The organism is Rhizobium sp. 05L429 (genome assembly GCF_056397645.1).
On the sequence record NZ_JBFTNV010000035.1, the window covers coordinates 1 to 20,038 of the forward strand.

Consider the following 20,038-nt stretch of genomic DNA (forward strand, 5'->3'; position numbering starts at 1 on the left):
CGGTAAATCCGCTGCTCTGTATTATGCGGGATATCGGCATGAATCGTCCCGGTTTAAACATCTAATCGGGATAATTCCTATCGCTTATTGTCGATCCATCCAAGATCAGCAGATGGAGAAAGACAATGGATATGCAGCTTTCCGGCAAACGGGCGCTGGTGACGGGCTCTTCGGCGGGGCTTGGCGAAGCGATGGTGCGAATGCTGGCCGCGGAAGGGGCTGCCGTCGTCGTGCATGGGCGCGACCGGGCGCGGGCCGAGGCGATTGCCGGCGCCATCACCGCTTCCGGCGGCACGGCGGATGTGGCGATCGGCGATCTCGCCAGGGGCGATGAGGCCGAAGCGGTGGTCGCCCAGACGCTTGCGGGCGGCGAGATCGATATTCTCGTCAACAATGCCGGCCACTATCACCATCTCGACTGGCATACGGCAACGCCGGAAAAATGGGCCGAGACCTATGAGATCAATGTCATCTCGGCGGTGCGGATGATCCAGGCGATCGTGCCCGCCATGGTCAGGCGCGGTTGGGGCAGGGTGATCCAGATCGGCGGCGGGTTGGCATCGCAGCCGATCCCGATGCAGCCGGATTACGAGGCCTCGCTTGCCGMGCGCCACAATCTCGCGGTCTCGCTGGCGCGGCGGCTGAAGGATACGGGCGTTACCTCCAACATCGTCTCGCCGGGCGCCATTCTCGTGCCGGCGGTGAAGGAGCTCCTGGAAAAGATAGCGCCCGCGCATGGCTGGGGCGATCGCTGGGAGGATATCGAAAGCGGCTGCGTCAAGGACATGGTGCCGAACGATATCGGCCGCCTCGGCCGTCCCGAGGAGATCGCCGCCGCCGTTGTCTATCTTGCGAGCGGCCATGGCGCCTATATCAGCGGCGCGACACTGCGCGTCGATGGCGGCACGATCCGCTCGGCCTTTTGAAAGGTAAGGCCGTACCTCCCAAAAACCCCTCCCTACAAGTGGGGCGGGGTTTTCGGTACCTGGCGCCTGGATTGACGGTCGAGACCCAGTCGCCATGACCACCAACCACCCTGAACTTTCAGCCATGTCCAGCGTTCCCGGATCAAAGGAGCCCGATCATGTCCCAACGGAAATTCAAGAAACTCACCCACCGCCTTCTTGTCCGGTTCGATAGCGTTCAAACCCTGCTCGACGAAATCGAAGGCAGCGCCGTGAAGCTGCAGGCGACCTGCCACGACGAGGCTGACGGCGAGGGCGTCAGGCATCCTGCAGCGCAGCTGCCGCAATTGCCGAGGCATGGAGCGGCGCCGGCTGCCCTGTAGCAGGCCCCCGCGATCCTGCAGCTTCGCCTGATGTGTTCATCCTGTCCCGGCAGGGAGATCGGGTATATGATTGCCGATCACCATGTTGGCGGAGGGACAGCCGGATGCGTGGGTTGATTGGAAGCGTGCTGATCTATCTTTGTGCTCTGACCAGTTCTCAGGGCGGCCCACTCCACGAGGCGGCAAAGACCGGTGACATCACAGCCATCGCGGCCGCCCTCGATGCAGGCGCCGACATTGAGGAGCAGGACAAGGGAGCCACTCCGCTCTTTCTCGCAGTTCGCAACGGGAATCTCGAAGCCGTAACATTGCTGATCGAGCGTGGGGCAAATGTGAACCACCAGTCGGCAATCGGCCTGCCGATCACCGGCGCCGTGGTGAAAAACTCCGCCGATCTCATCCGRCTTCTGCTGGCGCGTGGTGCTGACGCCAACGCTGCGGCGAGGGGTGAGGGGATGTTGCACTTCGCCGTCGCGGGCGGCTGTCTTGATTGCGTCAAGGCACTCGTTGAAGCCGGCGCAGACGTCAACGCCATCTGGGTGCGTGGCGATCCCGCGCGGCTGCCCGCTATCATCACGCCTTATCATCTTGCGAGGCATGACGACCATGCCGAAATCGCCGAATATCTGCTGACGCATGGCGTCATCGTTCAGAAGCCCGCGCCGATTTCTGCGAAGCTGGCGAATGGTGACGCGGCAAAAGGGGCGAAGTTGTTCGCCACCAACTGCTCATCCTGTCATGTCACGCGTCCGAAGGATGTCCCCAACAGGGGGCCGAACCTGTGGAACGTCGTCGGACGCAAAAAGGCATCCACAAAATTCGGCGGCTATTCCCGAACCCTGTCGGCCTGGGGTGGCTTCTGGACCTACGAGGACCTCAACATTTTCATCGCTGGCCCCACTCTCACGACGCCAGGCGTCAACATGGAGGTTCGCGGTGCGCCCGATGAAACCGATCGATTGGATGTGATCGCCTATCTGCGGTCGCTCAGCGACTCGCCGGTTCCATTGCCCTGAGCAGGCGTCCGGCTCGGTCCATCGCTGGATTGTCCATGCAAGGCGCTTCAAAAGGTCTCACGCGCCCTCATCGGGAATGTTCAGTACCTCGCCGCAGGCCTTGCAGTGAACGGCATCGGCATCGTGGCGCTGCAGCCCGCATTGCGGGCAGGCAAAGGTCACCTTGTTCGGCCGCACCACAGCTTGGGCCAGCCGCACGAAGAGCGAAATGCCGACGATCATCGTCACGACGGAGGTCAGCTTGCCGAGCGTGCCGGGCAGGGTGATGTCGCCGAAGCCTGTCGTGGTGACGGTCGCGACGGTGAAATAGAGCGCGTCCACGAAGCCTTCGCCGCCTGGCTGGTTATAGAAGAAGGAGGTGTAGACGAAGCCGGTGACGAGGAAGAGGAAGACCAGGAAATTGATCACCGCGCGCACGACATCCAGCGCATAGCCGCAGCTCATCCGGCGCAACACTTCCTTCAGGAGCGGGCTTCGTCCGATCGCCCAGAGCCGCATGACCCGCAGGAAGGCGAAGTTGAAGAGCGCATCGGGGAAGAGCAGCGTCGCCAGCACGATGAAATCGATCCAGGTCATCGGCCGCAGGATCCAGCTGCGCAGCGAGGGTGCCGCAATGGCGCGCGCCGCGATCTCGGCGGCGATCCAGACGGCGATGACGTAATCGATGACCAGATAGGTGGGCGCCGCCCGAAAATAGGGGCCGAGCACGAAGAAGGCGAGGATCGCGATATCTATGACGGTAAAGATGGACTGCAGGAGAATGGCCTTGCGGCCTTCGCCCCGTTCAATGCGCCGCAGCCCCGCGCGCAGGCTCTTGTGATGCGTGTCGTCGTCGAAGAGATGATCCATGACGGCGAAATAGCTCGCGGATGGCGGGCATCAATGGCTGGTGGTGAAGCGCCGTCTCCGAGTTCTCGAAGAGATCACATCCTCTCCGGCTCGGAGGAGGAGGCAGGGGCCACCACGGGCCAAGGTCACTGTCGTTTGCGTCTGATCTTTCGCAGTTCATTCCTGTCGATGAAATGATCGGTCACCCCAGCCTCTTTGTCGGGGTGCGAGATTTCCACATCCAGCTCTTCGGGCAGGTCGAGTGCCTGCTTGGTGTTCATGATGCCGAGCGGCACGCGGCCGTCCTCGGTCCTGGCGGCGACTTCGACGAGCGGTTTTGTTTTATGGGCCATGTGGGCCTCCTTTCTATAGAGACCCAACGCGGCGCGGACTCGCCCGTTCCATCGAAGACGGGAATTGCGGGCTCGGGAACAAACAGCATGTGCCGGCGTTCGGTCCTCGCGAACACATTCTAATCACGGAGGATTTTCTCATGGGTCGCGGTATTCTTCTCTGGCTTCTGGGTATCCCGTTGCCGATCGTCATCCTGCTCGTCCTGTTCATGCGATAGGAGGCTCACATGTCTCTTGCTGCAGACAGACCTGTTATCCAGGGCTCCGCCCTCGAAGGCGGGCAAACCGGCGTGATGCCGGTCGAATCCTCGAAATCAGCCGTCGCCTGGGGGCCGATCATCGGCGGCGCCGTGGCGGCGACGGGCATTACGCTCATTCTGTTGCTGCTCGGCTCGGGCGTCGGTCTCACCATGGTATCTCCGTGGTCGGGACAGAGCAGCTCGGCCGCCACAATCGGCGTCACCGCGGCGATCTGGCTGGTCGTCGTGCAATGGCTGTCGTCGGCCTTCGGCGGCTATATTACCGGCCGGCTGCGGACCAAGTGGGCCGCCGTCCACACCAACGAGGTCTTCTTCCGYGATACGGCGCACGGATTCCTCAGCTGGGCGCTTGCCACCGTCTTCGTCGCCGGCTTCCTGGCATCGTCGCTGAGCTCGCTCGCGGGCGCCGGCGCCAGTGCTGCCGGCCAGGCTGCGATGGCCGCCGGGGTCGCCGGCACCTCTGCCGCAGCGGCCTCTTCGGATACGCCTGATGCCTCCACGTCCTACTTCACGGATGCGCTGCTCAGGCCGCAAAACGTCGCCAATCGCGCCAACGAGGACGATAGCGCCGCCGCTGCCCAGATTTCCCGCATCCTGCTGCAGGGAGCGGTGAACGGCTCGGTGCCTGACGGCGACAAGACCTATATCGCCAGCATCGTTTCGGCCCGCACCGGGCTTTCCGAAGCCGATGCCCGCGCCAGGGTCGATACCGTGCTGAAGCAGATCGACGATGCGAAGGTTGCTGCGCAGGAAGCTKCCGACAAGGCACGAAAGGCGGCCGCGACATCGGCGCTGATCGGATCGCTGTCACTGCTCGTCGGCGCGTTCATCGCCGCTGCCGCCGCCGCTTTTGGCGGGCATCAGCGGGATGAGGAAGAGGACCTGATCGCGACAAGCCGCGGTCCGCTGGTTTAGCGGGTCACGCATCGTCCCGGCGTTCCGGAAGGTATCGCGCTCCTTGCTCTCCCCCCGGGGAAGGCAAGGGGCGCGCTGCATTAGAGCATCTCCGTCTTTCTCAGAAACACGGAGATGCTCTATCTCTGTGTTTTCACGCAATTCCAGACGCAAAACCGCTTCGCACTTTTGCTGGAATTGCTTTAGCGACCGGTCCGACCGCTTTCCCACAGCCGCAATCCACGGGGCGTCCGGTGCTATCGCCGTTCGGCTTCCATATTTCTCAGGCGAAACATCTGCGCGAAGAATGCCTTGTMGGGCAGGCGGCGAAGCAGGGCGGCAATCGCGGCACATGCCGCTACGGCGAAAATGAGCCGGCCGGTCAGGACCCCGTGCAGATCCGCGCCGAGCGACATCACCACGATCGTATCCTCGATCACGCTATGCGCGAAGCCCATGAACACGCAGGACAGAAAGATCTGGCGCGGTGATATCGCTCCCGATTGCGCCTCGCGGATCAGCAGGCCKGCGCCATAGGAAATGCCCAGAAACAGGCCGATAGCCGTGAGATGTTCGGCCTCGCCCCTAATGCCGGCGAGGCGCAGCACAGGCGAAAGAGCCTTCATCATCAGGCCCAGCAGCCCGGTCACCTTGAGGATTTCAAGAGCCCAGGAGAGGACGACGAGTATGACCAGCATCCAGACCATGGTCTGCGCAAGTCCAAGAAAGTAGTCGGCCCAGTCCGGCGTTGCGCTGATGGGGAGCCAGACAGGATGGACCTGAGAGGACAGCCAGCCTGTCGCGGTGAGAACATGGTGCAGCAGGAAGGCATAGAGCAGGCCGCCCGCAATGCGCAGCGTGGTCGTCGCGATCATGYCCGGACCCGCCTTCTGGATGATCTTCTGTTCGATCGGCAGGCCATGCGCGAAGAGGATGAGGGCCGAGAATACCGTGATATTGGCGACGCTGAGCGAGGATGCGGGAACGAGGGTGAAAACGAGTGGAACCGCACCCCAGATCCCCACCAGCATGCCCGTCAGCCAGGCGAGGCCCAGCTCCGGAGGCAGCCCGATCAGGTTCATGATGGGCGCAAACGCGGGGGCGACAGCCTTCACCGCTCCCATCCTCGATAGCAGCTCGGCAAGGATCGCGATTGGAACCGTTATGCGGGCAAGCACCCAGTAGATTGCGAGCGTTTCCGTKGTGTTGCGCCGGATGAGCGATAAGAACGACATTTGAGACCCCCTTTATGGTGCCTCAATCTGGTAGCCCCGATCACTTCGAATTTGTGATCAAAGATTGCAGATCCGTGCAATTTTATTGCAATGGCGCGTTTGACCGATATGCTCCGGGGAATGGATCGTATCGACCGAAAACTTCTGAACCTGATGCAGCGCGACGCATCGCGCACGAATATCGACATGGCCGAGGAGGTGGGCCTGTCTCCCTCCAGCTGCCTGCGCCGCGTGCAGCGGCTCCACAAATCGGGTGTGATCGACCGCATCGTCGCAATCCTCAATCCCGCCAGGGCCGGACGCGGGATCAAGGCGCTGGTGACGGTGGAACTGAAGCTGCACGGAGAAGCGCATATGCGCCGCTTCCTGGATATCGCGATCGCCGAGGAGGCCGTCTCGCAAGCCTATGCCGTCACCGGGGAAACCGATGTCGTTCTGATGCTGCGCCTGCGCGATATGGAGGAATTCGACTCTTTGTGCGAAGGTCTTTTCCGCGACGAAAACAATGTTGCCCGCTATTTCACCATGATCGTTATCCGGACGGCGAAAGAGGAAACGGCCATCAGGCTCTGATCGGTGCGCCGTGGCTGCCGGCTGCCGGTTTCAAAAGGATGTCACGGCCCTGAATCCGAAAATCGCTGCATTCTGTATCCGCGAATTCGGCTTGTCGGGATCGGCTGCATTGCCGCCGGGGCGGATGACATATTGAAAGAATGGCTGCGCCGTAAACCATGGCGTCACGGCAGCCTGGTATGTGGCTTCGATCACCGCCTCGGAACTCGGAACCGGCTGCGACGTCCCGGTTAAGGCATTTTCAGCCCTTACCTGATCCGACATGCCCGAACTCATGCTGGCATAGGCAAAGCTGATGCCGGCGGTGTCATCGTCGCGGCCCGGCAGAAGCCCCTTATAGGCAAGGCCCAGATCGAAATACCAGTTCATGCTGTTGCGCTCCTGCTGCGGCGCCACCGCGACACGCACAAATCCGTTGAGGCCATTGTCCTTGCTGTCAGGCTCCTGCCAGAGCGTCTGATCGACGACGGCATAGACCGCAAAATTGCCCGAGAGGCGGCGCGGGCTGCCGCTCGACAGGGGATCGGCGAGTGAAACGCCGTTCGATGCGGTGGTCAGGCTGTCGAACTGCTCCGAATTATACCAGGCGCCGATCTTGTAGGTGCCCGGCAAGCCGGGCTCGCCCTTTCCGGGCGCATAGGCATAGGCCGCCTCGGCAATGGCCAGCACCCCATCGCCAATCGGAAAGCCCAGTCCATTGGCATTGCCATCGGGGTCAGAACCGGTCGGGCTGCCATTGAAGACGGCAGCCTGCAGCGTCCAGGCATCGTCGGGCTTGATGATGATCTGAGCGCCCGGAACGGCGAAGGGATAGGCCGGTCCTCCACCGGGAAGATCGGCGGCAAAAATGCCGGGCCATCCGAATGTCGAGTTGACGAAAAGGCTGGCCGTATTGCTGATCGCGAAATTCTGGTCCGCCAGAATCTGGCCGAGCTTCAGCGTCACCGTGTCGTTCATCAGGCTCTGTGAGAGATAGAATTCTCCCAGCCTGAAGCCGGGATCGGCCTCCACCGAGGTGACCGTCAGGAGGTTGCCGACATCCTTGCCGGACAGGCCCTGGCCCTGGATCGCATAACCGGAAATATGGATGGCGCCGCCGGTCCAGCCTGCCAGCCGGCCCATGTCGAAGTCGCCCTGCAACTGGAAGAGGCCGTCATAGGCCGCGCCCCTTTTCACGCCGCCCGAGACATTGCCGAGCACATCGCTGGTCTGCGACATCGTGAACGTGACGCCCTGATCCCGCAGCCAGTTGCGGTAGCCGTGCCAATCACCGGTGAGCGTCGTCTCCGCATAGGATGGCGGTGCCGTATCGTCCGCCCGTGCGCCCGTGCCGCAGGCAGCAATCGCAATCGCAAACGCAAAGGCGGCGCCGGATACCTGTCTCATTCTCTTCCCTCTTCCGGGGGCTGACGTCGGGAGGCGCTGACTGATAGCGCCTTTGCGCGAATATGAGCTTGCTATCCTTGGAACGAATTGCGCAGCAGGGCAAGTTTGTCGGCTACGGTATTGTAGACCCGGCTTGTCCTGCCGCCAGTTCGGTACGCTTTGCCAGACACTATGCCTTCACGGCTTGGCGATATGCCAGACACCTTCGGCGCCGTCGCCGTGGATATCTCCAGGCCTGGAATCGAAGTGATAGGTATAGAGCGGCGAGCCGTTATAAGCCCACTGGGTTACCCCTGTCGGTCGGGTGACAACGCTCCAGGGACCGGATGCCTTGGCGCCGGCCGGTGCTGCGAAGGGAGGCCAGGCGAGGGCGCAGAGCAGGGTGCATGCCGATTTTCCGGGCTGATCCTTGTCGAAAGTGTAAAGCGACTGGCCGTCGGCGTCTGCCAGCAGCTTTTGCTGTCCGCTGGTGACGACCGTGGCGGGCGACGCGGTCTTTGCCTCTGCAGCCGATAGCGAGATCAGGGCGAGGCCAAGCGAGATTACCAGGCTTTTCGTGGTTCCAGACATTTCTGGTCCTTTCTGCCGCTCCTCTGTGCCTGAACAGGTGGGTTCCTGCCGGTCACAGKCGGCGTTTGGTTCAGGGGTGGTGAGGTCCAGTTTGCGGGCAGCTAACCCTTTGCAGCAGGTGCCGGCGGCACCGGCAGAATGATTTCTGAAGCAACCTTCCAGTCCTTTCCGATATGCAGCCAGTCGATGATCATCAGGAACGGTTTGGGCGTCCCGTCTTGGCCCGCGTATGAGACGGTGATGTTCATCGGCGCGTAGGATTTCGCCACGTCAGGCGTCAAGCCGACGATCTTGAGCTTCGTGTAGTCCGGCTCGAGCACGACCGGGCCGGATGTGCCGATGTCGTGCAGCTTCCGGTCGATCGCTTCGTTGCCCCAGAAACCTGCCCAGTTTCCCTCGGCGGGAACGGCGCTCTTGGCGACGAGAAGGGCTGAGGGGGATTGCCAGAACATGGCGTGAAGACCCTTGAAGTCGTGCCGGTTGGCGAGATCCATCAGCCTTGTGAATTCCGCCCTGATCTTGCTGGCGGCCTCGGCGTTCAGCGGTCTTTTGTCGGCGGAAGCAGCAGCCGAGGGCGCGGCGGAAACGGCCAGGACGATGGCCGCAACTGATAATGTCCTGTGCATGTCGTTACTCCGTGAGCGACCGTCCTTCAGCCGCATCAGGATCATCCGGTTAGCCGGGATTTGTAACTATACGAAGGTCGAGAGAGCCGTAGATGAAGGCGTGGGTACAAAGTTCGGTGAGCCCTATGTGATCGTGTCGGTCTGCCGTCGTGACGGCTTCCGTCATATTCATCGGCGCCGGCAGCGCGGCCGCGGCTTGCGAGTGGATTCGAGGTGCGTCGCCCCCTTGCAAAATCAAGCCACTGCACACAGTTGATGAGTTCCGGCGACCGGAGCTTTCCCGGCGCGTGACACCGTTCGAAGGGAGCAGAATGCAGCGTATCAGGACCTGGCTGAACCAGTATGAGCCGATGACGCTCATCACCTTCGCCTGCCTTGCCGGCGGGTTCTTCCTGCTGCAGCGGCTGACGAGCGAGGTGCTGGAGGGAGAAACGCTGGGCTTCGACCAGACGATCCTGCTCTGGCTGCGCCAGCCCGGCGATCTTGGCCGGCCGATCGGCCCGCAATGGCTCGTTCATGCGATGGGCGATATCACCAGCCTCGGCGGCATCACCGTTCTCACGCTGCTGACGCTGCTTGCGACCGCCTATCTGCTGCTCAACCGCAAGACCACGATTGCCGTCTTCCTGTTCCTCTCGGTTCTCACGGGCTGGCTGGCGAGCACCGGCCTCAAGATCATCATCGCCCGCGCCAGGCCGGACATCGTGCCGCACCTCGTCGATGTCAACGATCTCAGCTTTCCGAGCGGCCATGCGATGGTCTCGGCCGTCACCTATCTCACGCTCGGCGCGCTGCTGGCCCGCACCCAGCATTACCGCGCAACACGCGTCTTCGTCATGGCGGCGGGCATCTTCCTCGCCGTCATCATCGGCCTCAGCCGCGTCTATCTCGGCGTCCATTATCCGACCGATGTTCTCGCCGGCTGGGTCGCCGGTTCGCTCTGGGCGCTCTTATGCTGGCTGGTCTCGAAACGCTTCATCGCGCGGACGGCTGATGAAGTGCAGAGCGAGCGGCAGTGATGGTTCGTGCCGGCCGATAGATATGCACCACCGAGCCCCGCGGGAAGGCCTTTGAGCTGATCAGTTCGAGGCGCTGTGGCGAGCGTTTAGCAGGGCAGGGTGATGATCTGGTGATGGGAGGTTTCTGTTTACGCGCATGGCCCCCTCATCCGCCTGCCGGCACTTTCTCCCCGATGGGGAGAAGACATATGCCGCGCCGTTCCCGCGTCCCGAAAGGCATCGCATGCCACGTCCCCTCGCCCCAGCGGGGGGAGGGTTAGGGTGAGGGGTCCACACGCACAACGCTTCCTAATTTCTGTCTTGATGACGGAGGGGAGATTGTGCTCCGCCGACCCCACGAAAGCTCTGAAGTGGCGTGCGGGCAACGCGGCTCGGCACAATGATCCGGAATTATGTAGCAGATGCCACCAACCGAAAGCGCTTCGGCGGTGGCTGCTGTAAGCCCGAGAGCACCCATCGGTCATGTCAGCAATTTGCGGGTATCGCGAAACTGCCAATTCTGCGACTTTGCGCAAGCCAGGAAAACAAGTTTTGCTTTATTCAGGAATTTTGCAACACTACCACAGGTTAGGTATTCTTTGAATCGATCATAATCGGCTGGAGGAAACGACAATGACTGATCAGCAAGGATGCAACCCGTTTGATGGCCCTCAAATGCAAGGCGTGCATTATGAGCGGGCAGATATGTCAGGCGCTAATTTCGATGGCGTCCATCTCGCGGACGCACGATTTTACGCTGTTTTGACGAAGGCAAAATTCATCGACACCAATTTGTCCGAAGCGAATTTTGACGATGTCAACCTTGAGGGTGCGCGCTTTAACATCGTCAATCTGTCTGGAGCCACCGTCACGAATGCGAACCTGTCGCGATTGACCATAAGCGGTGTCACATTGGCGGACGCGGAAATCGCAGATGCCGATTTGACCGGGATGCGGATCAACGGAGTTCTCGTCACCGATCTATTCAAGGCTTATGACCAGGCGAAAAGCTGAGGGTCAGTTGTTGGGTCGACGATAGACAAAGCTCGAAAGTGACATTTCGGAGCAATCTGAAACATGATCGGCTCCCGCAATGGGCCGGAAGCGGATATCGGTGGCAATTGCTACATAATTCCGCAATGATCTCCTCACCCCCCGATCATGGCGTGAACAGACGCTTCCCGCAACGCTCTTGCACGTGCCGGCCAAGCCTAGCTATCCAGCCCAAACACCTTCTCGAGATTCTCCCAGCTGCGGTCCATGGCAAAGGTCGACGACAGATACGGAATGCCGATATGGCCGAAGCGGACGGAAAGCTGCTCTTCGGCGGTTTCCTCGTCTATGCCGGCTATCTGCTGCAGATAGAGCACCGAGACGAGGCCCGTGCGGTCCGCACCCGCCTGGCAGTGGATAAGGATCGGTTTTGGCGCATCGCGCATCAGCGCCAGCAGTTCGTGCGCCTGTTCCGGCGTCACGTCCCGGGAGGCTGACAGCGGGTAGTTTATGTGGGTGATGCCGGCTTTCTTCGCTGCCTCGGTTTCCTGCATGTACCAGTTGGCGGTGTTTTCGCCGCGCAGGTTCAAGACGGTCTTGATGCCGTAGCGGGCGGCATAGGTGTCGATATCGGCGCCGGAGGGTTGGGCCGAGCGGTAGAGTTCGCCCGGCAGCACTTCATGGAAATTGCCCGATAGTTGCAGCGCGCCGAGATAGGCTCCAAACAACAGCGCGGCGATGCCGAAAGCGGCGGGGATTCTCCAACGTCGTTTCATTCCTGATCCTTGGTATTGGGCTTTATGCCTGAGATTGGGCGGGAAAATCGAGCGTGATGCCGAGGCCGGGATGCCGGTCGGCGAGCGTGATGTGGGCGGAATGCAGATCGGCGATCGCCTTGACGAGGCTGAGGCCCAGGCCGCTGCCTGAGGTCGTGCGGCTCTTGTCGAGGCGATAGAGGCGGCGGAAGACCAGTTCGCGCTCCGCTTCGGGAATGCCGGGGCCGTCATCGGAAACACCAGCCGAAAAGCCGTCATCGTCGGCCCGGAGCGCAAGCGTGATCCTGGTCATCGGCGGGCAATGGTTGATGGCATTTTCCACGAGGTTGACGAAGAGCTGGGTCAGCAGTTCCCGGTCACCATTGACCATGCAGGGGGAGGCTGGTCTGGTGGTAAAGTCGAGAGACTGGCCGTTATCCTCGGCAACGCTGCCGTAGATTTCCGCAACCGAACTCATGATGTCGCTGATATCGACCGGCTGGAAGCGCGCCTTGCGGGCGCCGGCCTCGATCTGCGAGATGCGCAACAGCGCCTCGAACGTGGCGTTGATGCGGTCGCTTTCCTCGCGGGCGTCGATCAGCAGGGTCTGGACATCCTCGCCGCGCCCGCCCTGTTCGATTGCCTGCTCGACGGTCATCTTCATGCGATTGAGCGGCGTCTTCAGGTCGTGGGCGATATCGGCGCTCACCTGCCGCATGCCTTCGACGAGGGCCGACAGCCGGTCCAGCGCCTGGTTCATATGGGTTGCGACGACATCGATATCATCGCCATTGCCTTCGAGCGGAATGCGCCGCGCCAGATCGCCGGCCGAAACATCGCTCATCGCCCGCTCGATGCCGTCAAGCCGCCGCTGGGCGCGGGCGGCTAGAAAAGCGCCGCCGCCGCAGGCGAGAATGACGATGCCGCCGGTGGCCCAGCCGAAGCTCATCAGCGCGATATGTTCCAGATCCTCGGTTTCGGCAAAGCTTTCGCCGACGATCAGCCGGTTGCCGCCGACGGTGCCTGCCAGGATGCGGATGCGGTCGTCGCCCTTCTGCCCGATGTCGCCGGCCTCGATGGTCGAAAGGCCATCTTCTGCCGCAAACGGCAAGACATTGCCGGCAAGCCGCTTACCCTTTTCGCCCGAAAGCAGGAAAATGCTGTCCTCGGCATTGTTGAGGCGAGCATAGGCTGTGACAGCGGCAACGAGGTCTTCGATGTCGGCCGGCGAATAGGTGGAGGCGACGACCGAATAGGTCTCGCGCACGGAATCGTCGAGCGCCGCAGCCAGATCGCGTTTCAGGAGCTGGTAGGTGATGATGCCCGCCACCAGAAAGGCCAGGATGAAGAGCAGGCCGAAGGCCAGCGCCAGCCGGAAAGGCGTGCTGCGCAGCAGCCTGGATCTTTTCCTGGAAACGGCTTTTTCCTTCAGCATCGGATTATCCGAAAACCGCTATACACTTTTCGGTCCGATGCTCTTTTGTTCAAGCATCGGATGACCCGAAAACCGCTGTACACTTTTCGGTCCGATGCCTGTCTGCTCAAGCATCGGATTATCCGAAAACCGCTACACACTTTTCGGTCCGATGCTCTAGCGCGGCGCATGCAGGCTGTATCCGGTATTGCGCACGGTATGAAGCAGCGGGATGTCGAAAGGCCTGTCGATCTTGGCGCGCAGGCGGCTGACATGGGTTTCGACGACGCTGGTCTTCGGGTCGAAATGGAAATCCCAGACGCGTTCGAGCAGCATGGTGCGGGTCAGCACCCGGCCTTCGCCGCGCATCAGCACTTCGAGCAGGGTGAATTCGCGCGGCTGCAGCTCGATCGTCTGGCCCTGTCGCGTCACCTGCCGGCGCACCAGGTCGAGCTCGAGATCGGCCACACGCAGCACCGTCTTCTGGTCCTGCACGGGCGGGCGGCGCGCCAGCGCATTGACGCGGGCGAGCAGCTCGGAAAAGGCGAAGGGTTTGGTGAGGTAATCGTCGCCGCCGGCCTCCAGCCCTTCGACGCGGTCGTCGACGCCGCTGACCGAGGTGAGGAAAATCGCCGGCGTGCCGATCTTTGCGGCGCGTACCGCCTTGATCAGCGACAGCCCGTCGAGGCCGGGCACCATCCTGTCGACGACCAGCACGTCATATTGCTCACGTGTCGCCTGGAAAAGCGCATCGCGCCCGTCGTCGATGACGTCGCAGACGTGGCCCGCCTCGATCATGCCGCKAGCGACAAAATCGGCCGTCTTTTTATCGTCCTCGACGACGAGAATGCGCATGGCCGGTCCAAACCCTTCACCTGATCGGAAGATTACTCTCACGCCGCACAATTCGCGCATAATTGTGTCCTGCACCTTATCGAATTCTTACGGATTCGTAAGTCGGCGGAACCGATCCGATCCCGGCTCTTGCTGCAACCTGACCTTTCTTACGAAAGCGTATCTTCCCGGCAAAGGCTGTGTATGGACCGGCGGCTAGAAGCTGGGACACGGTGGCGGAAAACGCGAACGCCATCGCTTTTCAAATTGCCGGCGCCGGGCGCCGCATTCAAGGAGATATCCCATGAAGACACTCCCCACGACACGTGTTGGCGCAGGCCTGCTCAATGCCCTCGTCATGGCCGGTTTCATCGCCGTTGCCATGCCCGCCCATGCCGCCACCGTGCCCTGCGAAGACATGCTGAAGGATATGCGCGCCGCCAAGGCGAAGGCCAGGCTCAGCGATGCCGACATGGCCAAGGTCAACGATCTCGAAGCCAAGGCCGTCGAGCGCTGCAATGCCGATGACGACACCCGTTCGGACAAGTTCCTGACCGAAGCCATGGCGCTGATCGGCAAGTGATTGCAGCAAGCGAGGAGAGATCCAATGGCAGAAAGACCATCTGACAGGCCGGCGAACATGCCGGCTGATGACATCAACCGCGTGCCGCGCGTCACCGTCGATTTCTGGCTGATCAAGCTGATGGCGGTGACGATGGGCGAGACGGCGGCCGATTACCTGGCGGTCAATATGGGCCTCGGCCTGACGATGACCTCCATCATCATGACGGCGATCCTCATCGGCGCGATCGTGCTGCAGTTTACCCAGAGGCGTTACGTCCCTTGGGTCTACTGGCTGGCGGTGGTGCTGATCAGCGTCGTCGGCACGCTGGTGACCGATAATCTCACCGATAATTTCGGCGTACCGCTCTTGACCTCGACCATCGCCTTCTCGATCGCGCTGATCCTCACCTTCACCCTCTGGAAGGCCAAGGAGGGGACGCTGTCGATCCACTCGATCTTCACGGCACGGCGCGAGGCCTTCTACTGGCTGGTAGTGCTCTTCACCTTCGCGCTCGGCACTGCTGTCGGCGACCTGATCTCCGAGGTGTTCGGTTTCGGCTACATCACCACAGGCCTCATCTTCGGCGCCATCATCGCCGTCATCGCCTTTGCCCATTTCGCGCTGAGGCTCGATGGCATCCTGTCCTTCTGGCTCGCCTATATCTTCACCCGGCCGCTCGGCGCCTCGCTTGGCGACTATCTCTCGCAGCCTTCGGACTATGGCGGGCTCGGGCTCGGCACGATCTATACGAGCCTGATGTTCCTCGCGATCATCGCCTTCATCGTCATCTACATGAGCTTCAACTACGAACCCGAGATCGAAGGCAGCCCGGAAGAGCCGTTGCGTTAAGGGTTGCCCGATGTGCTCGCCTCGCCCTGTCATGGCTCAGCCATGGGGGCGAGGCGAGCGCTTACGGATTTGTAAGATCGCGGAAAAGCGCGCGACAGGTTTTTGACCTACAGCCGGTGACACGACTTCTGCCCGCCACATGCCTATCCTTCCATTATGGCAATCCTCCCACCCGACAGAGACGGTGTCTGCCGGCCGAGCTATGAGAGTGATGGACATGCCGGGTTCGCTGCTGGCATTCTCCCTGCCGCGGGAGCGATGCCCGGTCCTTCTCGCCTGCCTGTCCGGATCGAAGCCAAGAAAACCGAGTAGACGATGACGACGATCACAAGCATAACCTCGACGATGACCGCCTCCTTCCTCGGCTCCTTCGTGGAAGTCGTGGAGGCCTTCACCATCATTCTGGCCGTCGGCGTCACACGGAGCTGGCGGCCGGCCTTTATCGGCACGGGGCTGGCGCTGTTCGTGCTGGCGGTGCTGGTGCTGGTCTTCGGCCCCTTGCTCGGCCTTATCCCGATCGACATCCTGCAATTCACCATCGGCACGCTGCTGATCCTGTTCGGCATGCGGTGGCTGAGAAAGGCGATCCTCAGGGCTGCGGGCTTCATTGCGCTGCACGACGAGGAGAGGGCCTTTGCGGCGGAGACCGATGCGCTTGCCCGCCAGTCCGCGGACCGGCGGGCCGACTTCCTGGCCGGCACGGCCGCATTCAAGGCGGTGCTGCTCGAAGGCATCGAAGTGGTGTTCATCGTCATCGCGACAGGCGCGCGGCCAGGCATGCTGCCCTATGCCAGTATCGGAGCGCTGATCGCCTGTATCGCCGTGCTCGTCATCGGCTTCTTCGTCCACAAGCCGCTGTCATCGGTGCCGGAAAACACGCTGAAATTCATCGTCGGCCTGCTGCTGACGGCTTTCGGCATCTTCTGGGTGGGCGAGGGCATCGGCACGGAATGGCCGGGCGAAGACCTCTCGCTGGTCGCAATCTTCGGCTTGCTTGCCGCCTTCTCCTTCATCGCGGTCCGGTGGCTGCGGCAGTATCATCATACGCATGCGGAGCCCGCCCGATGAGCATTCTCAGGATCGCCTTCAAGGAATTGATCGGCATGTTCATCGATGACGGGGCGCTGGCGCTGTTCTGCCTGCTGCTCGTTCTCGGGGTCGGCCTCGCGGCAAAATTTGGCCTCATCGGTCCGACGGCGGGTGCCGTGCTTCTCGTCGCCGGCTGTCTTTCGGTGCTTGCCGAAAGTGTCGCGCGGGCAGCACGGCGCAAGTTCAGGCGCTGACCGAACCGCCGCCTCGATCGAGGTCGGCGGCGGCAAGCGTGCGGTATGGGGCAGGGCGATCTTACCGGCGTCTTTCGCGCGCCGCTGCCAGCACCAGTGGCGTGACAGTGGTGGCGAGAGAGCCGAAGGGCAACTGCTGCAAGGCCTTGCCCACGAAGAAGGCTGCGGCCATGGCGCCCGAAAGCTTCAGCCAGGGGTAAACGCCAAGCTGCGCATGGGCGCTCGCATCCACCCAGCGAATATTTTCTTCCACCACATTGCCCGCCTGATGGCGGATGATGTGCAGCCGGGCGCGCAGATTGTCGATCTCGTAGCGCACATCCTCGATCTGCCGCTCGAGTTCCTCACGGGCGGCGGCGCGTTCGATATCGACGACGATCTCCTCGACCGGCGCATCCTCGGCTACCGCATCCAGATAGTCTTCATAGGCCGCTTCGCTTGCAAAACCCTCGGCGTTCGCGTGCTGATCGGCTTTTTCCTGTTCGGTTTTTTCTTCACGTTCGGGGGCTGGCGTGGGCTCGCTCGCGTCTCTGATCTCGTCCATGCCTTCGATGGCGTCCCTGCCTGTCGTGCTCGCCATTTCAGTCTCCTCTTTCGCTGACGGAATTCAAACGTTCGAGGCGGAAAAAGGATGCATGGGCGGCAGGGATTGATTACCGGCGCGTTACGCCGACAGACGGTTGATCCCTCACTTGACCAACACGGATACTCTAGGACTGAACGAGGATCACCAGGGTCTCGGGCAATACGCCGTCATATTCCATCGCATCGGCCGCCTGCCTGCCCTTCATGAATTCCGCCAGCCGGCCCATGTCGGCAACGTCCATGACGAGGCCAACCTTGTTGGACGATTGCGGATCGACGAAGGTGCGAATGTTCGTGCAGCCGATCGGTTCGAAAATTTCCTTGCGACGGGGCGAGGCGAGCCAGTGTTTGACGTCCTTGACGTCGTGATGAGCTAGGATGGTCGGCATTGCGTCCTCCTCTTGCTGCTCTTGATATCAGAGCCGGAGAAACTTTACGCCTCGGGTAATCGCATGGGTATCACCCGCATGGGTGGGCGCTTCTCTGCTCTCCTCACGAGGGGTTATACTATGGGCTGTGGAGCAGCATATCTCCTGATATAACGGGCATCGCAGTGTATAATTTCTGTAAATCGACCTAGATTTTTAGAATAAAATGCGAAGTTGTCCCAATCATTTGACAGGATTTTTTCGGTTATTTCATTTCATGTATTCATGAAATTCGACGCTCCGAATATTAATATTTATTTTTCTGAAAATGTTGAGAGGGCGTGCTATCCTTTGTTTTGCAGACAACCAATTTGACTCGCAGCGGTACCCCAAACGGGCGGGAACCTGCTGCAGAAGCGCGGATCATAACGTTCGTGCCGTCGAAACCCCCAGGGGTCATGGCCGCGAGAACAGCGTCTCGGCCAGGCGCTTAACGACAATGATTGGCGAGGCAGATGCAATTGGCGCGATACAGAAAAAAAGACCTGAAGTTTGCAAGGCTCCATGTCGTGAGGGCGGAGCAGCGCATCAGCAGGCAGGAAGTCATCGTGAGACGGCTGCGCATGATCGGCGGGCCGCTGGATCTGGAGCATGCGCTGCTGGGCAGGCTCTATGACAGCAAGAGGCGGGTTCTCTACCGCCTGAAGCGGATCGAAGACTTCCTCGATGCGACGTCGCAATCAGCGTGACATCGTGATGCAGCCTTCCTGATCGGCAGTCAACGAAGCGGGGGTCATTGCCTTCGCTTCAATCAAAGGAGGACGACATGTCTTCCCCCTTCAAACATTTTCATCGCGATTGCGAGAACGGTTGGCCATGGTAACGATCTTCCTCCCCGATGGATCCGCTGCGGCGAGCTTGGCGCGCTGGCGGCTCCTGGGCGTGCTCAGGCGCGCGGACTATGCGACATCCGATCTCGTGACGTCCGAGAGTGGTGAACATCACGAAAACGTGGTGATGATACGACGCATCAAGGAGGCGACGATGTCTCCGCCCGGCTATCCGGCGTCGAGGCGTCGCAAGCTGAATGCCGATGCGAAAGCCCTGGCATCATGGGAAAACGAAGGAGGCGCTGTCCGCGCCGCCGACGCCCGAACAGGCAAGCCCGATCGATAAGGTCGGCCGGTACTTAGCCGCCGTTTTCCGACAGCTTCTTCACGTTCGGCGCGGCATTCCCGAAAATTGATGATGTCATCCGGATAGGCCCGATATTCCGCCTCGCTCCCGAAGCCCTCATGACAGGCGGCGCGACACGGTCGTTCGGCGGCTGCTCGCCCACATCCTTCACCTCGTCCTTGCCTTCGATGGCGTCGCTGCCTGCAGTGCTCGGCATTTCGGTCTCCTCATTCGCGTTCGGTCTTGAAACTTTCGAGCGGGAAAAGGATGCATCGGATGCGAACGAGGGAAGAGGTGGCAGGCAAGCGTTCCGGATGCACCTGATGACGCGGTTGCCGGCAGGCGCCGAAGCCCCCGGATTCTCTTCATCCCGGATCGTGCTATGACCCTGTTCAAGTCATTTCTACCACTTTATGGTGCGCCCATATCAAGGGGTTGAGGAATTGGCATGAAGTGGATTTCGCTGGCCGGGGCATTGCTTGCGGCCTGCCTCGCCGTGGCGCCGGCAAAGGCAAGAGACGTGCTCGATATCCTGCACGGCACGTTGAAAGCGCAGGCTCAGCCATTGGTGATGGAGGATGGCAAGACTGGAGGCTGTACCTATTCGTTCGTCGCGATAAAGCGGGATCATGTCTATCGGCCGGGACAATATCTTCGGGTGACCGGGCACCTCAATCTGCTCAAGACCCGTTCCTTCGTGGGCGAGACGGACATACTTCCCCCGTGGAGCACCACCTTGTATCTCACCGTTGAAGAGGCTTGGAGGGGGAAGATGGCGATATCCATTTCACGCCATCGGCGCCGTCGAAGGTCTATCTCCTCGGGGCGGCTACGGAAAGCCATCCGGACATGCGCTCGGAACGGAGAGGCACCGAAACGCCCGGGAGCGTGATGATGGTCCTCGATGCCGATCCGGCGCTGAAAATCCTCAAGGAGGCGACGACMTCCTCTCATGCGATCAGTGTCGCCTTCAACCAGTTTTACGGGGACAGGATGATTACCGTTCCGATCGAGCTCGACGTGACGAATGTCAAGCCAAACGGGGAACGGGTGCGCTCGAAGGAAACGGAGCTCGATTTTTCCCTCTGCATGCTCGACCTGATGAACGATTTTCCGGTGCCACAGAAAGCGAAGTGAGGCTGCTGCGGCAATTTTATGCGGCTAGCATTCGTGATAGGATGGCAACCTG

Annotated in this window: 27 protein-coding genes; 15 read left to right on the plus strand and 12 right to left on the minus strand. The window is 61.0% G+C overall.

The features are described from left to right. The first annotated feature begins 125 nt into the window (after positions 1-125). The 3 genes from AC1DNW_RS28490 to AC1DNW_RS28500 all read left to right on the plus strand — a co-directional run bounded on the left by AC1DNW_RS28490 (position 126) and on the right by AC1DNW_RS28500 (position 2,304). Positions 126-926, plus strand: a complete 801-nt coding sequence (locus tag AC1DNW_RS28490) for an SDR family NAD(P)-dependent oxidoreductase (protein WP_477855129.1) — start codon at positions 126-128, stop codon at positions 924-926. A gap of 158 nt (positions 927-1,084) precedes the next feature. Next, the gene (locus AC1DNW_RS28495; RefSeq protein WP_113312269.1) at positions 1,085-1,288 is read left to right on the plus strand and encodes a hypothetical protein; all 204 of its coding nucleotides are present in this window, start codon (positions 1,085-1,087) and stop codon (positions 1,286-1,288) included. A gap of 104 nt (positions 1,289-1,392) precedes the next feature. Beyond that, positions 1,393-2,304, plus strand: coding sequence for an ankyrin repeat domain-containing protein (locus AC1DNW_RS28500; protein ID WP_113312270.1), 912 nt, complete (start codon positions 1,393-1,395; stop codon positions 2,302-2,304). 57 nt (positions 2,305-2,361) lie between these two features. On the opposite strand, the gene AC1DNW_RS28505 is transcribed toward AC1DNW_RS28500, so the two are convergent. Next, the gene (locus AC1DNW_RS28505; protein WP_113302070.1) at positions 2,362-3,153 is read right to left on the minus strand and encodes a potassium channel family protein; all 792 of its coding nucleotides are present in this window, start codon (positions 3,151-3,153) and stop codon (positions 2,362-2,364) included. Between the two features lie 125 nt (positions 3,154-3,278). Further along, positions 3,279-3,485, minus strand: a complete 207-nt coding sequence (locus tag AC1DNW_RS28510) for a hypothetical protein (RefSeq protein ID WP_113312271.1) — start codon at positions 3,483-3,485, stop codon at positions 3,279-3,281. Between the two features lie 293 nt (positions 3,486-3,778). On the opposite strand from AC1DNW_RS28510, the gene AC1DNW_RS28515 reads away from it, so the two are divergent. Next, positions 3,779-4,660 (plus strand): hypothetical protein, encoded by an 882-nt coding sequence (locus tag AC1DNW_RS28515; RefSeq protein WP_477855156.1) that lies wholly within the window; start codon positions 3,779-3,781, stop codon positions 4,658-4,660. 236 nt (positions 4,661-4,896) lie between these two features. Here the strand turns inward: AC1DNW_RS28515 and AC1DNW_RS28520 are convergent, their stop codons facing one another. Continuing rightward, complete coding sequence (locus AC1DNW_RS28520) at positions 4,897-5,874, minus strand: nucleoside recognition domain-containing protein (RefSeq protein WP_477855130.1); 978 nt, start codon at positions 5,872-5,874, stop codon at positions 4,897-4,899. A 120-nt stretch (positions 5,875-5,994) separates the two neighbouring features. On the opposite strand from AC1DNW_RS28520, the gene AC1DNW_RS28525 reads away from it, so the two are divergent. Continuing rightward, the gene (locus AC1DNW_RS28525; RefSeq protein ID WP_113302099.1) at positions 5,995-6,447 is read left to right on the plus strand and encodes an Lrp/AsnC family transcriptional regulator; all 453 of its coding nucleotides are present in this window, start codon (positions 5,995-5,997) and stop codon (positions 6,445-6,447) included. Positions 6,448-6,477: 30 nt separating this feature from the next. Here AC1DNW_RS28525 and AC1DNW_RS28530 read toward each other — a convergent pair whose 3' ends face one another. The 3 genes from AC1DNW_RS28530 to AC1DNW_RS28540 form a co-directional block, all read right to left on the minus strand. Beyond that, on the minus strand, positions 6,478-7,833 hold the full coding sequence (locus AC1DNW_RS28530; RefSeq protein WP_113312189.1) for a carbohydrate porin: 1,356 nt from the start codon (positions 7,831-7,833) through the stop codon (positions 6,478-6,480). Positions 7,834-8,010: 177 nt separating this feature from the next. Continuing rightward, the gene (locus AC1DNW_RS28535; RefSeq protein ID WP_113302074.1) at positions 8,011-8,403 is read right to left on the minus strand and encodes a COG4315 family predicted lipoprotein; all 393 of its coding nucleotides are present in this window, start codon (positions 8,401-8,403) and stop codon (positions 8,011-8,013) included. A 101-nt stretch (positions 8,404-8,504) separates the two neighbouring features. After that, complete coding sequence (locus tag AC1DNW_RS28540; protein ID WP_113312188.1) at positions 8,505-9,029, minus strand: hypothetical protein; 525 nt, start codon at positions 9,027-9,029, stop codon at positions 8,505-8,507. Positions 9,030-9,340: 311 nt separating this feature from the next. On the opposite strand from AC1DNW_RS28540, the gene AC1DNW_RS28545 reads away from it, so the two are divergent. After that, a complete protein-coding gene (locus tag AC1DNW_RS28545) occupies positions 9,341-10,048 on the plus strand; it encodes a phosphatase PAP2 family protein (protein ID WP_113312187.1) in 708 nt (235 codons plus the stop codon). A gap of 612 nt (positions 10,049-10,660) precedes the next feature. Next, positions 10,661-11,041: a pentapeptide repeat-containing protein gene (locus tag AC1DNW_RS28550; RefSeq protein ID WP_113312186.1), complete on the plus strand. Its 381-nt coding sequence runs from the start codon at positions 10,661-10,663 to the stop codon at positions 11,039-11,041. A 197-nt stretch (positions 11,042-11,238) separates the two neighbouring features. On the opposite strand, the gene AC1DNW_RS28555 is transcribed toward AC1DNW_RS28550, so the two are convergent. The 3 genes from AC1DNW_RS28555 to AC1DNW_RS28565 all read right to left on the minus strand — a co-directional run bounded on the left by AC1DNW_RS28555 (position 11,239) and on the right by AC1DNW_RS28565 (position 14,044). Next, positions 11,239-11,796 (minus strand): dual specificity protein phosphatase family protein, encoded by a 558-nt coding sequence (locus AC1DNW_RS28555; protein ID WP_113302079.1) that lies wholly within the window; start codon positions 11,794-11,796, stop codon positions 11,239-11,241. A 22-nt stretch (positions 11,797-11,818) separates the two neighbouring features. Further along, complete coding sequence (locus tag AC1DNW_RS28560; RefSeq protein WP_477833066.1) at positions 11,819-13,210, minus strand: HAMP domain-containing sensor histidine kinase; 1,392 nt, start codon at positions 13,208-13,210, stop codon at positions 11,819-11,821. Between the two features lie 156 nt (positions 13,211-13,366). Further along, complete coding sequence (locus AC1DNW_RS28565) at positions 13,367-14,044, minus strand: winged helix-turn-helix domain-containing protein (RefSeq protein ID WP_477855157.1); 678 nt, start codon at positions 14,042-14,044, stop codon at positions 13,367-13,369. A gap of 283 nt (positions 14,045-14,327) precedes the next feature. On the opposite strand from AC1DNW_RS28565, the gene AC1DNW_RS28570 reads away from it, so the two are divergent. From AC1DNW_RS28570 to AC1DNW_RS28585, 4 genes are all read left to right on the plus strand, one after another. Beyond that, positions 14,328-14,606: a hypothetical protein gene (locus tag AC1DNW_RS28570; protein WP_113302081.1), complete on the plus strand. Its 279-nt coding sequence runs from the start codon at positions 14,328-14,330 to the stop codon at positions 14,604-14,606. Between the two features lie 24 nt (positions 14,607-14,630). After that, positions 14,631-15,437 carry a COG4705 family protein gene (locus AC1DNW_RS28575; protein ID WP_113302082.1) on the plus strand — a complete coding sequence of 269 codons (807 nt, stop codon included), beginning with the start codon at positions 14,631-14,633 and terminating at the stop codon, positions 15,435-15,437. A 315-nt stretch (positions 15,438-15,752) separates the two neighbouring features. Next, a complete protein-coding gene (locus AC1DNW_RS28580; RefSeq protein WP_113302083.1) occupies positions 15,753-16,505 on the plus strand; it encodes a COG4280 domain-containing protein in 753 nt (250 codons plus the stop codon). Then, entirely contained in the window at positions 16,502-16,720 is a 219-nt protein-coding gene (locus AC1DNW_RS28585) for a hypothetical protein (RefSeq protein ID WP_113302084.1), read from the plus strand. Before AC1DNW_RS28580 ends, AC1DNW_RS28585 begins: the two co-directional genes overlap by 4 nt. Before the next feature lie 61 nt (positions 16,721-16,781). Here AC1DNW_RS28585 and AC1DNW_RS28590 read toward each other — a convergent pair whose 3' ends face one another. Then, positions 16,782-17,300, minus strand: a complete 519-nt coding sequence (locus AC1DNW_RS28590) for a hypothetical protein (RefSeq protein WP_113312184.1) — start codon at positions 17,298-17,300, stop codon at positions 16,782-16,784. Between the two features lie 130 nt (positions 17,301-17,430). After that, positions 17,431-17,694 (minus strand): hypothetical protein, encoded by a 264-nt coding sequence (locus tag AC1DNW_RS28595; protein WP_113312183.1) that lies wholly within the window; start codon positions 17,692-17,694, stop codon positions 17,431-17,433. Between the two features lie 587 nt (positions 17,695-18,281). Between AC1DNW_RS28595 and AC1DNW_RS28600 the strand changes: the two genes are divergently transcribed. Together AC1DNW_RS28600 and AC1DNW_RS28605 are read left to right on the plus strand one after the other, a co-directional pair. Beyond that, positions 18,282-18,422, plus strand: a complete 141-nt coding sequence (locus AC1DNW_RS28600; RefSeq protein WP_162748659.1) for a hypothetical protein — start codon at positions 18,282-18,284, stop codon at positions 18,420-18,422. 127 nt (positions 18,423-18,549) lie between these two features. Beyond that, entirely contained in the window at positions 18,550-18,849 is a 300-nt protein-coding gene (locus AC1DNW_RS28605; protein ID WP_113312181.1) for a hypothetical protein, read from the plus strand. 13 nt (positions 18,850-18,862) lie between these two features. Here the strand turns inward: AC1DNW_RS28605 and AC1DNW_RS28610 are convergent, their stop codons facing one another. Then, on the minus strand, positions 18,863-19,066 hold the full coding sequence (locus tag AC1DNW_RS28610; RefSeq protein ID WP_113312180.1) for a hypothetical protein: 204 nt from the start codon (positions 19,064-19,066) through the stop codon (positions 18,863-18,865). 231 nt (positions 19,067-19,297) lie between these two features. Here AC1DNW_RS28610 and AC1DNW_RS28615 point away from each other — a divergent pair, with 231 nt between their 5' ends. After that, positions 19,298-19,741: a hypothetical protein gene (locus tag AC1DNW_RS28615; RefSeq protein WP_113312179.1), complete on the plus strand. Its 444-nt coding sequence runs from the start codon at positions 19,298-19,300 to the stop codon at positions 19,739-19,741. After that, entirely contained in the window at positions 19,741-19,986 is a 246-nt protein-coding gene (locus tag AC1DNW_RS28620) for a hypothetical protein (protein ID WP_113312178.1), read from the plus strand. The genes AC1DNW_RS28615 and AC1DNW_RS28620 overlap by 1 nt, the downstream gene beginning before the upstream one ends. Positions 19,987-20,038 lie beyond the last annotated feature (52 nt).

Bases quoted from the DNA above. Each gene is read 5' to 3' on its own strand.
- AC1DNW_RS28495 (WP_113312269.1), top strand. From the start codon at position 1,085: ATGTCCCAACGGAAATTCAAGAAACTCACCCACCGCCTTCTTGTCCGG.
- AC1DNW_RS28505 (WP_113302070.1), bottom strand. From the start codon at position 3,153: ATGGATCATCTCTTCGACGACGACACGCATCACAAGAGCCTGCGCGCG.
- AC1DNW_RS28510 (WP_113312271.1), bottom strand. From the start codon at position 3,485: ATGGCCCATAAAACAAAACCGCTCGTCGAAGTCGCCGCCAGGACCGAG.
- AC1DNW_RS28525 (WP_113302099.1), top strand. From the start codon at position 5,995: ATGGATCGTATCGACCGAAAACTTCTGAACCTGATGCAGCGCGACGCA.
- AC1DNW_RS28530 (WP_113312189.1), bottom strand. From the start codon at position 7,833: ATGAGACAGGTATCCGGCGCCGCCTTTGCGTTTGCGATTGCGATTGCT.
- AC1DNW_RS28535 (WP_113302074.1), bottom strand. From the start codon at position 8,403: ATGTCTGGAACCACGAAAAGCCTGGTAATCTCGCTTGGCCTCGCCCTG.
- AC1DNW_RS28540 (WP_113312188.1), bottom strand. From the start codon at position 9,029: ATGCACAGGACATTATCAGTTGCGGCCATCGTCCTGGCCGTTTCCGCC.
- AC1DNW_RS28545 (WP_113312187.1), top strand. From the start codon at position 9,341: ATGCAGCGTATCAGGACCTGGCTGAACCAGTATGAGCCGATGACGCTC.
- AC1DNW_RS28550 (WP_113312186.1), top strand. From the start codon at position 10,661: ATGACTGATCAGCAAGGATGCAACCCGTTTGATGGCCCTCAAATGCAA.
- AC1DNW_RS28555 (WP_113302079.1), bottom strand. From the start codon at position 11,796: ATGAAACGACGTTGGAGAATCCCCGCCGCTTTCGGCATCGCCGCGCTG.
- AC1DNW_RS28560 (WP_477833066.1), bottom strand. From the start codon at position 13,210: ATGCTGAAGGAAAAAGCCGTTTCCAGGAAAAGATCCAGGCTGCTGCGC.
- AC1DNW_RS28570 (WP_113302081.1), top strand. From the start codon at position 14,328: ATGAAGACACTCCCCACGACACGTGTTGGCGCAGGCCTGCTCAATGCC.
- AC1DNW_RS28575 (WP_113302082.1), top strand. From the start codon at position 14,631: ATGGCAGAAAGACCATCTGACAGGCCGGCGAACATGCCGGCTGATGAC.
- AC1DNW_RS28580 (WP_113302083.1), top strand. From the start codon at position 15,753: ATGACGACGATCACAAGCATAACCTCGACGATGACCGCCTCCTTCCTC.
- AC1DNW_RS28585 (WP_113302084.1), top strand. From the start codon at position 16,502: ATGAGCATTCTCAGGATCGCCTTCAAGGAATTGATCGGCATGTTCATC.
- AC1DNW_RS28590 (WP_113312184.1), bottom strand. From the start codon at position 17,300: ATGGCGAGCACGACAGGCAGGGACGCCATCGAAGGCATGGACGAGATC.
- AC1DNW_RS28595 (WP_113312183.1), bottom strand. From the start codon at position 17,694: ATGCCGACCATCCTAGCTCATCACGACGTCAAGGACGTCAAACACTGG.
- AC1DNW_RS28605 (WP_113312181.1), top strand. From the start codon at position 18,550: ATGGTAACGATCTTCCTCCCCGATGGATCCGCTGCGGCGAGCTTGGCG.
- AC1DNW_RS28610 (WP_113312180.1), bottom strand. From the start codon at position 19,066: ATGCCGAGCACTGCAGGCAGCGACGCCATCGAAGGCAAGGACGAGGTG.
- AC1DNW_RS28615 (WP_113312179.1), top strand. From the start codon at position 19,298: ATGAAGTGGATTTCGCTGGCCGGGGCATTGCTTGCGGCCTGCCTCGCC.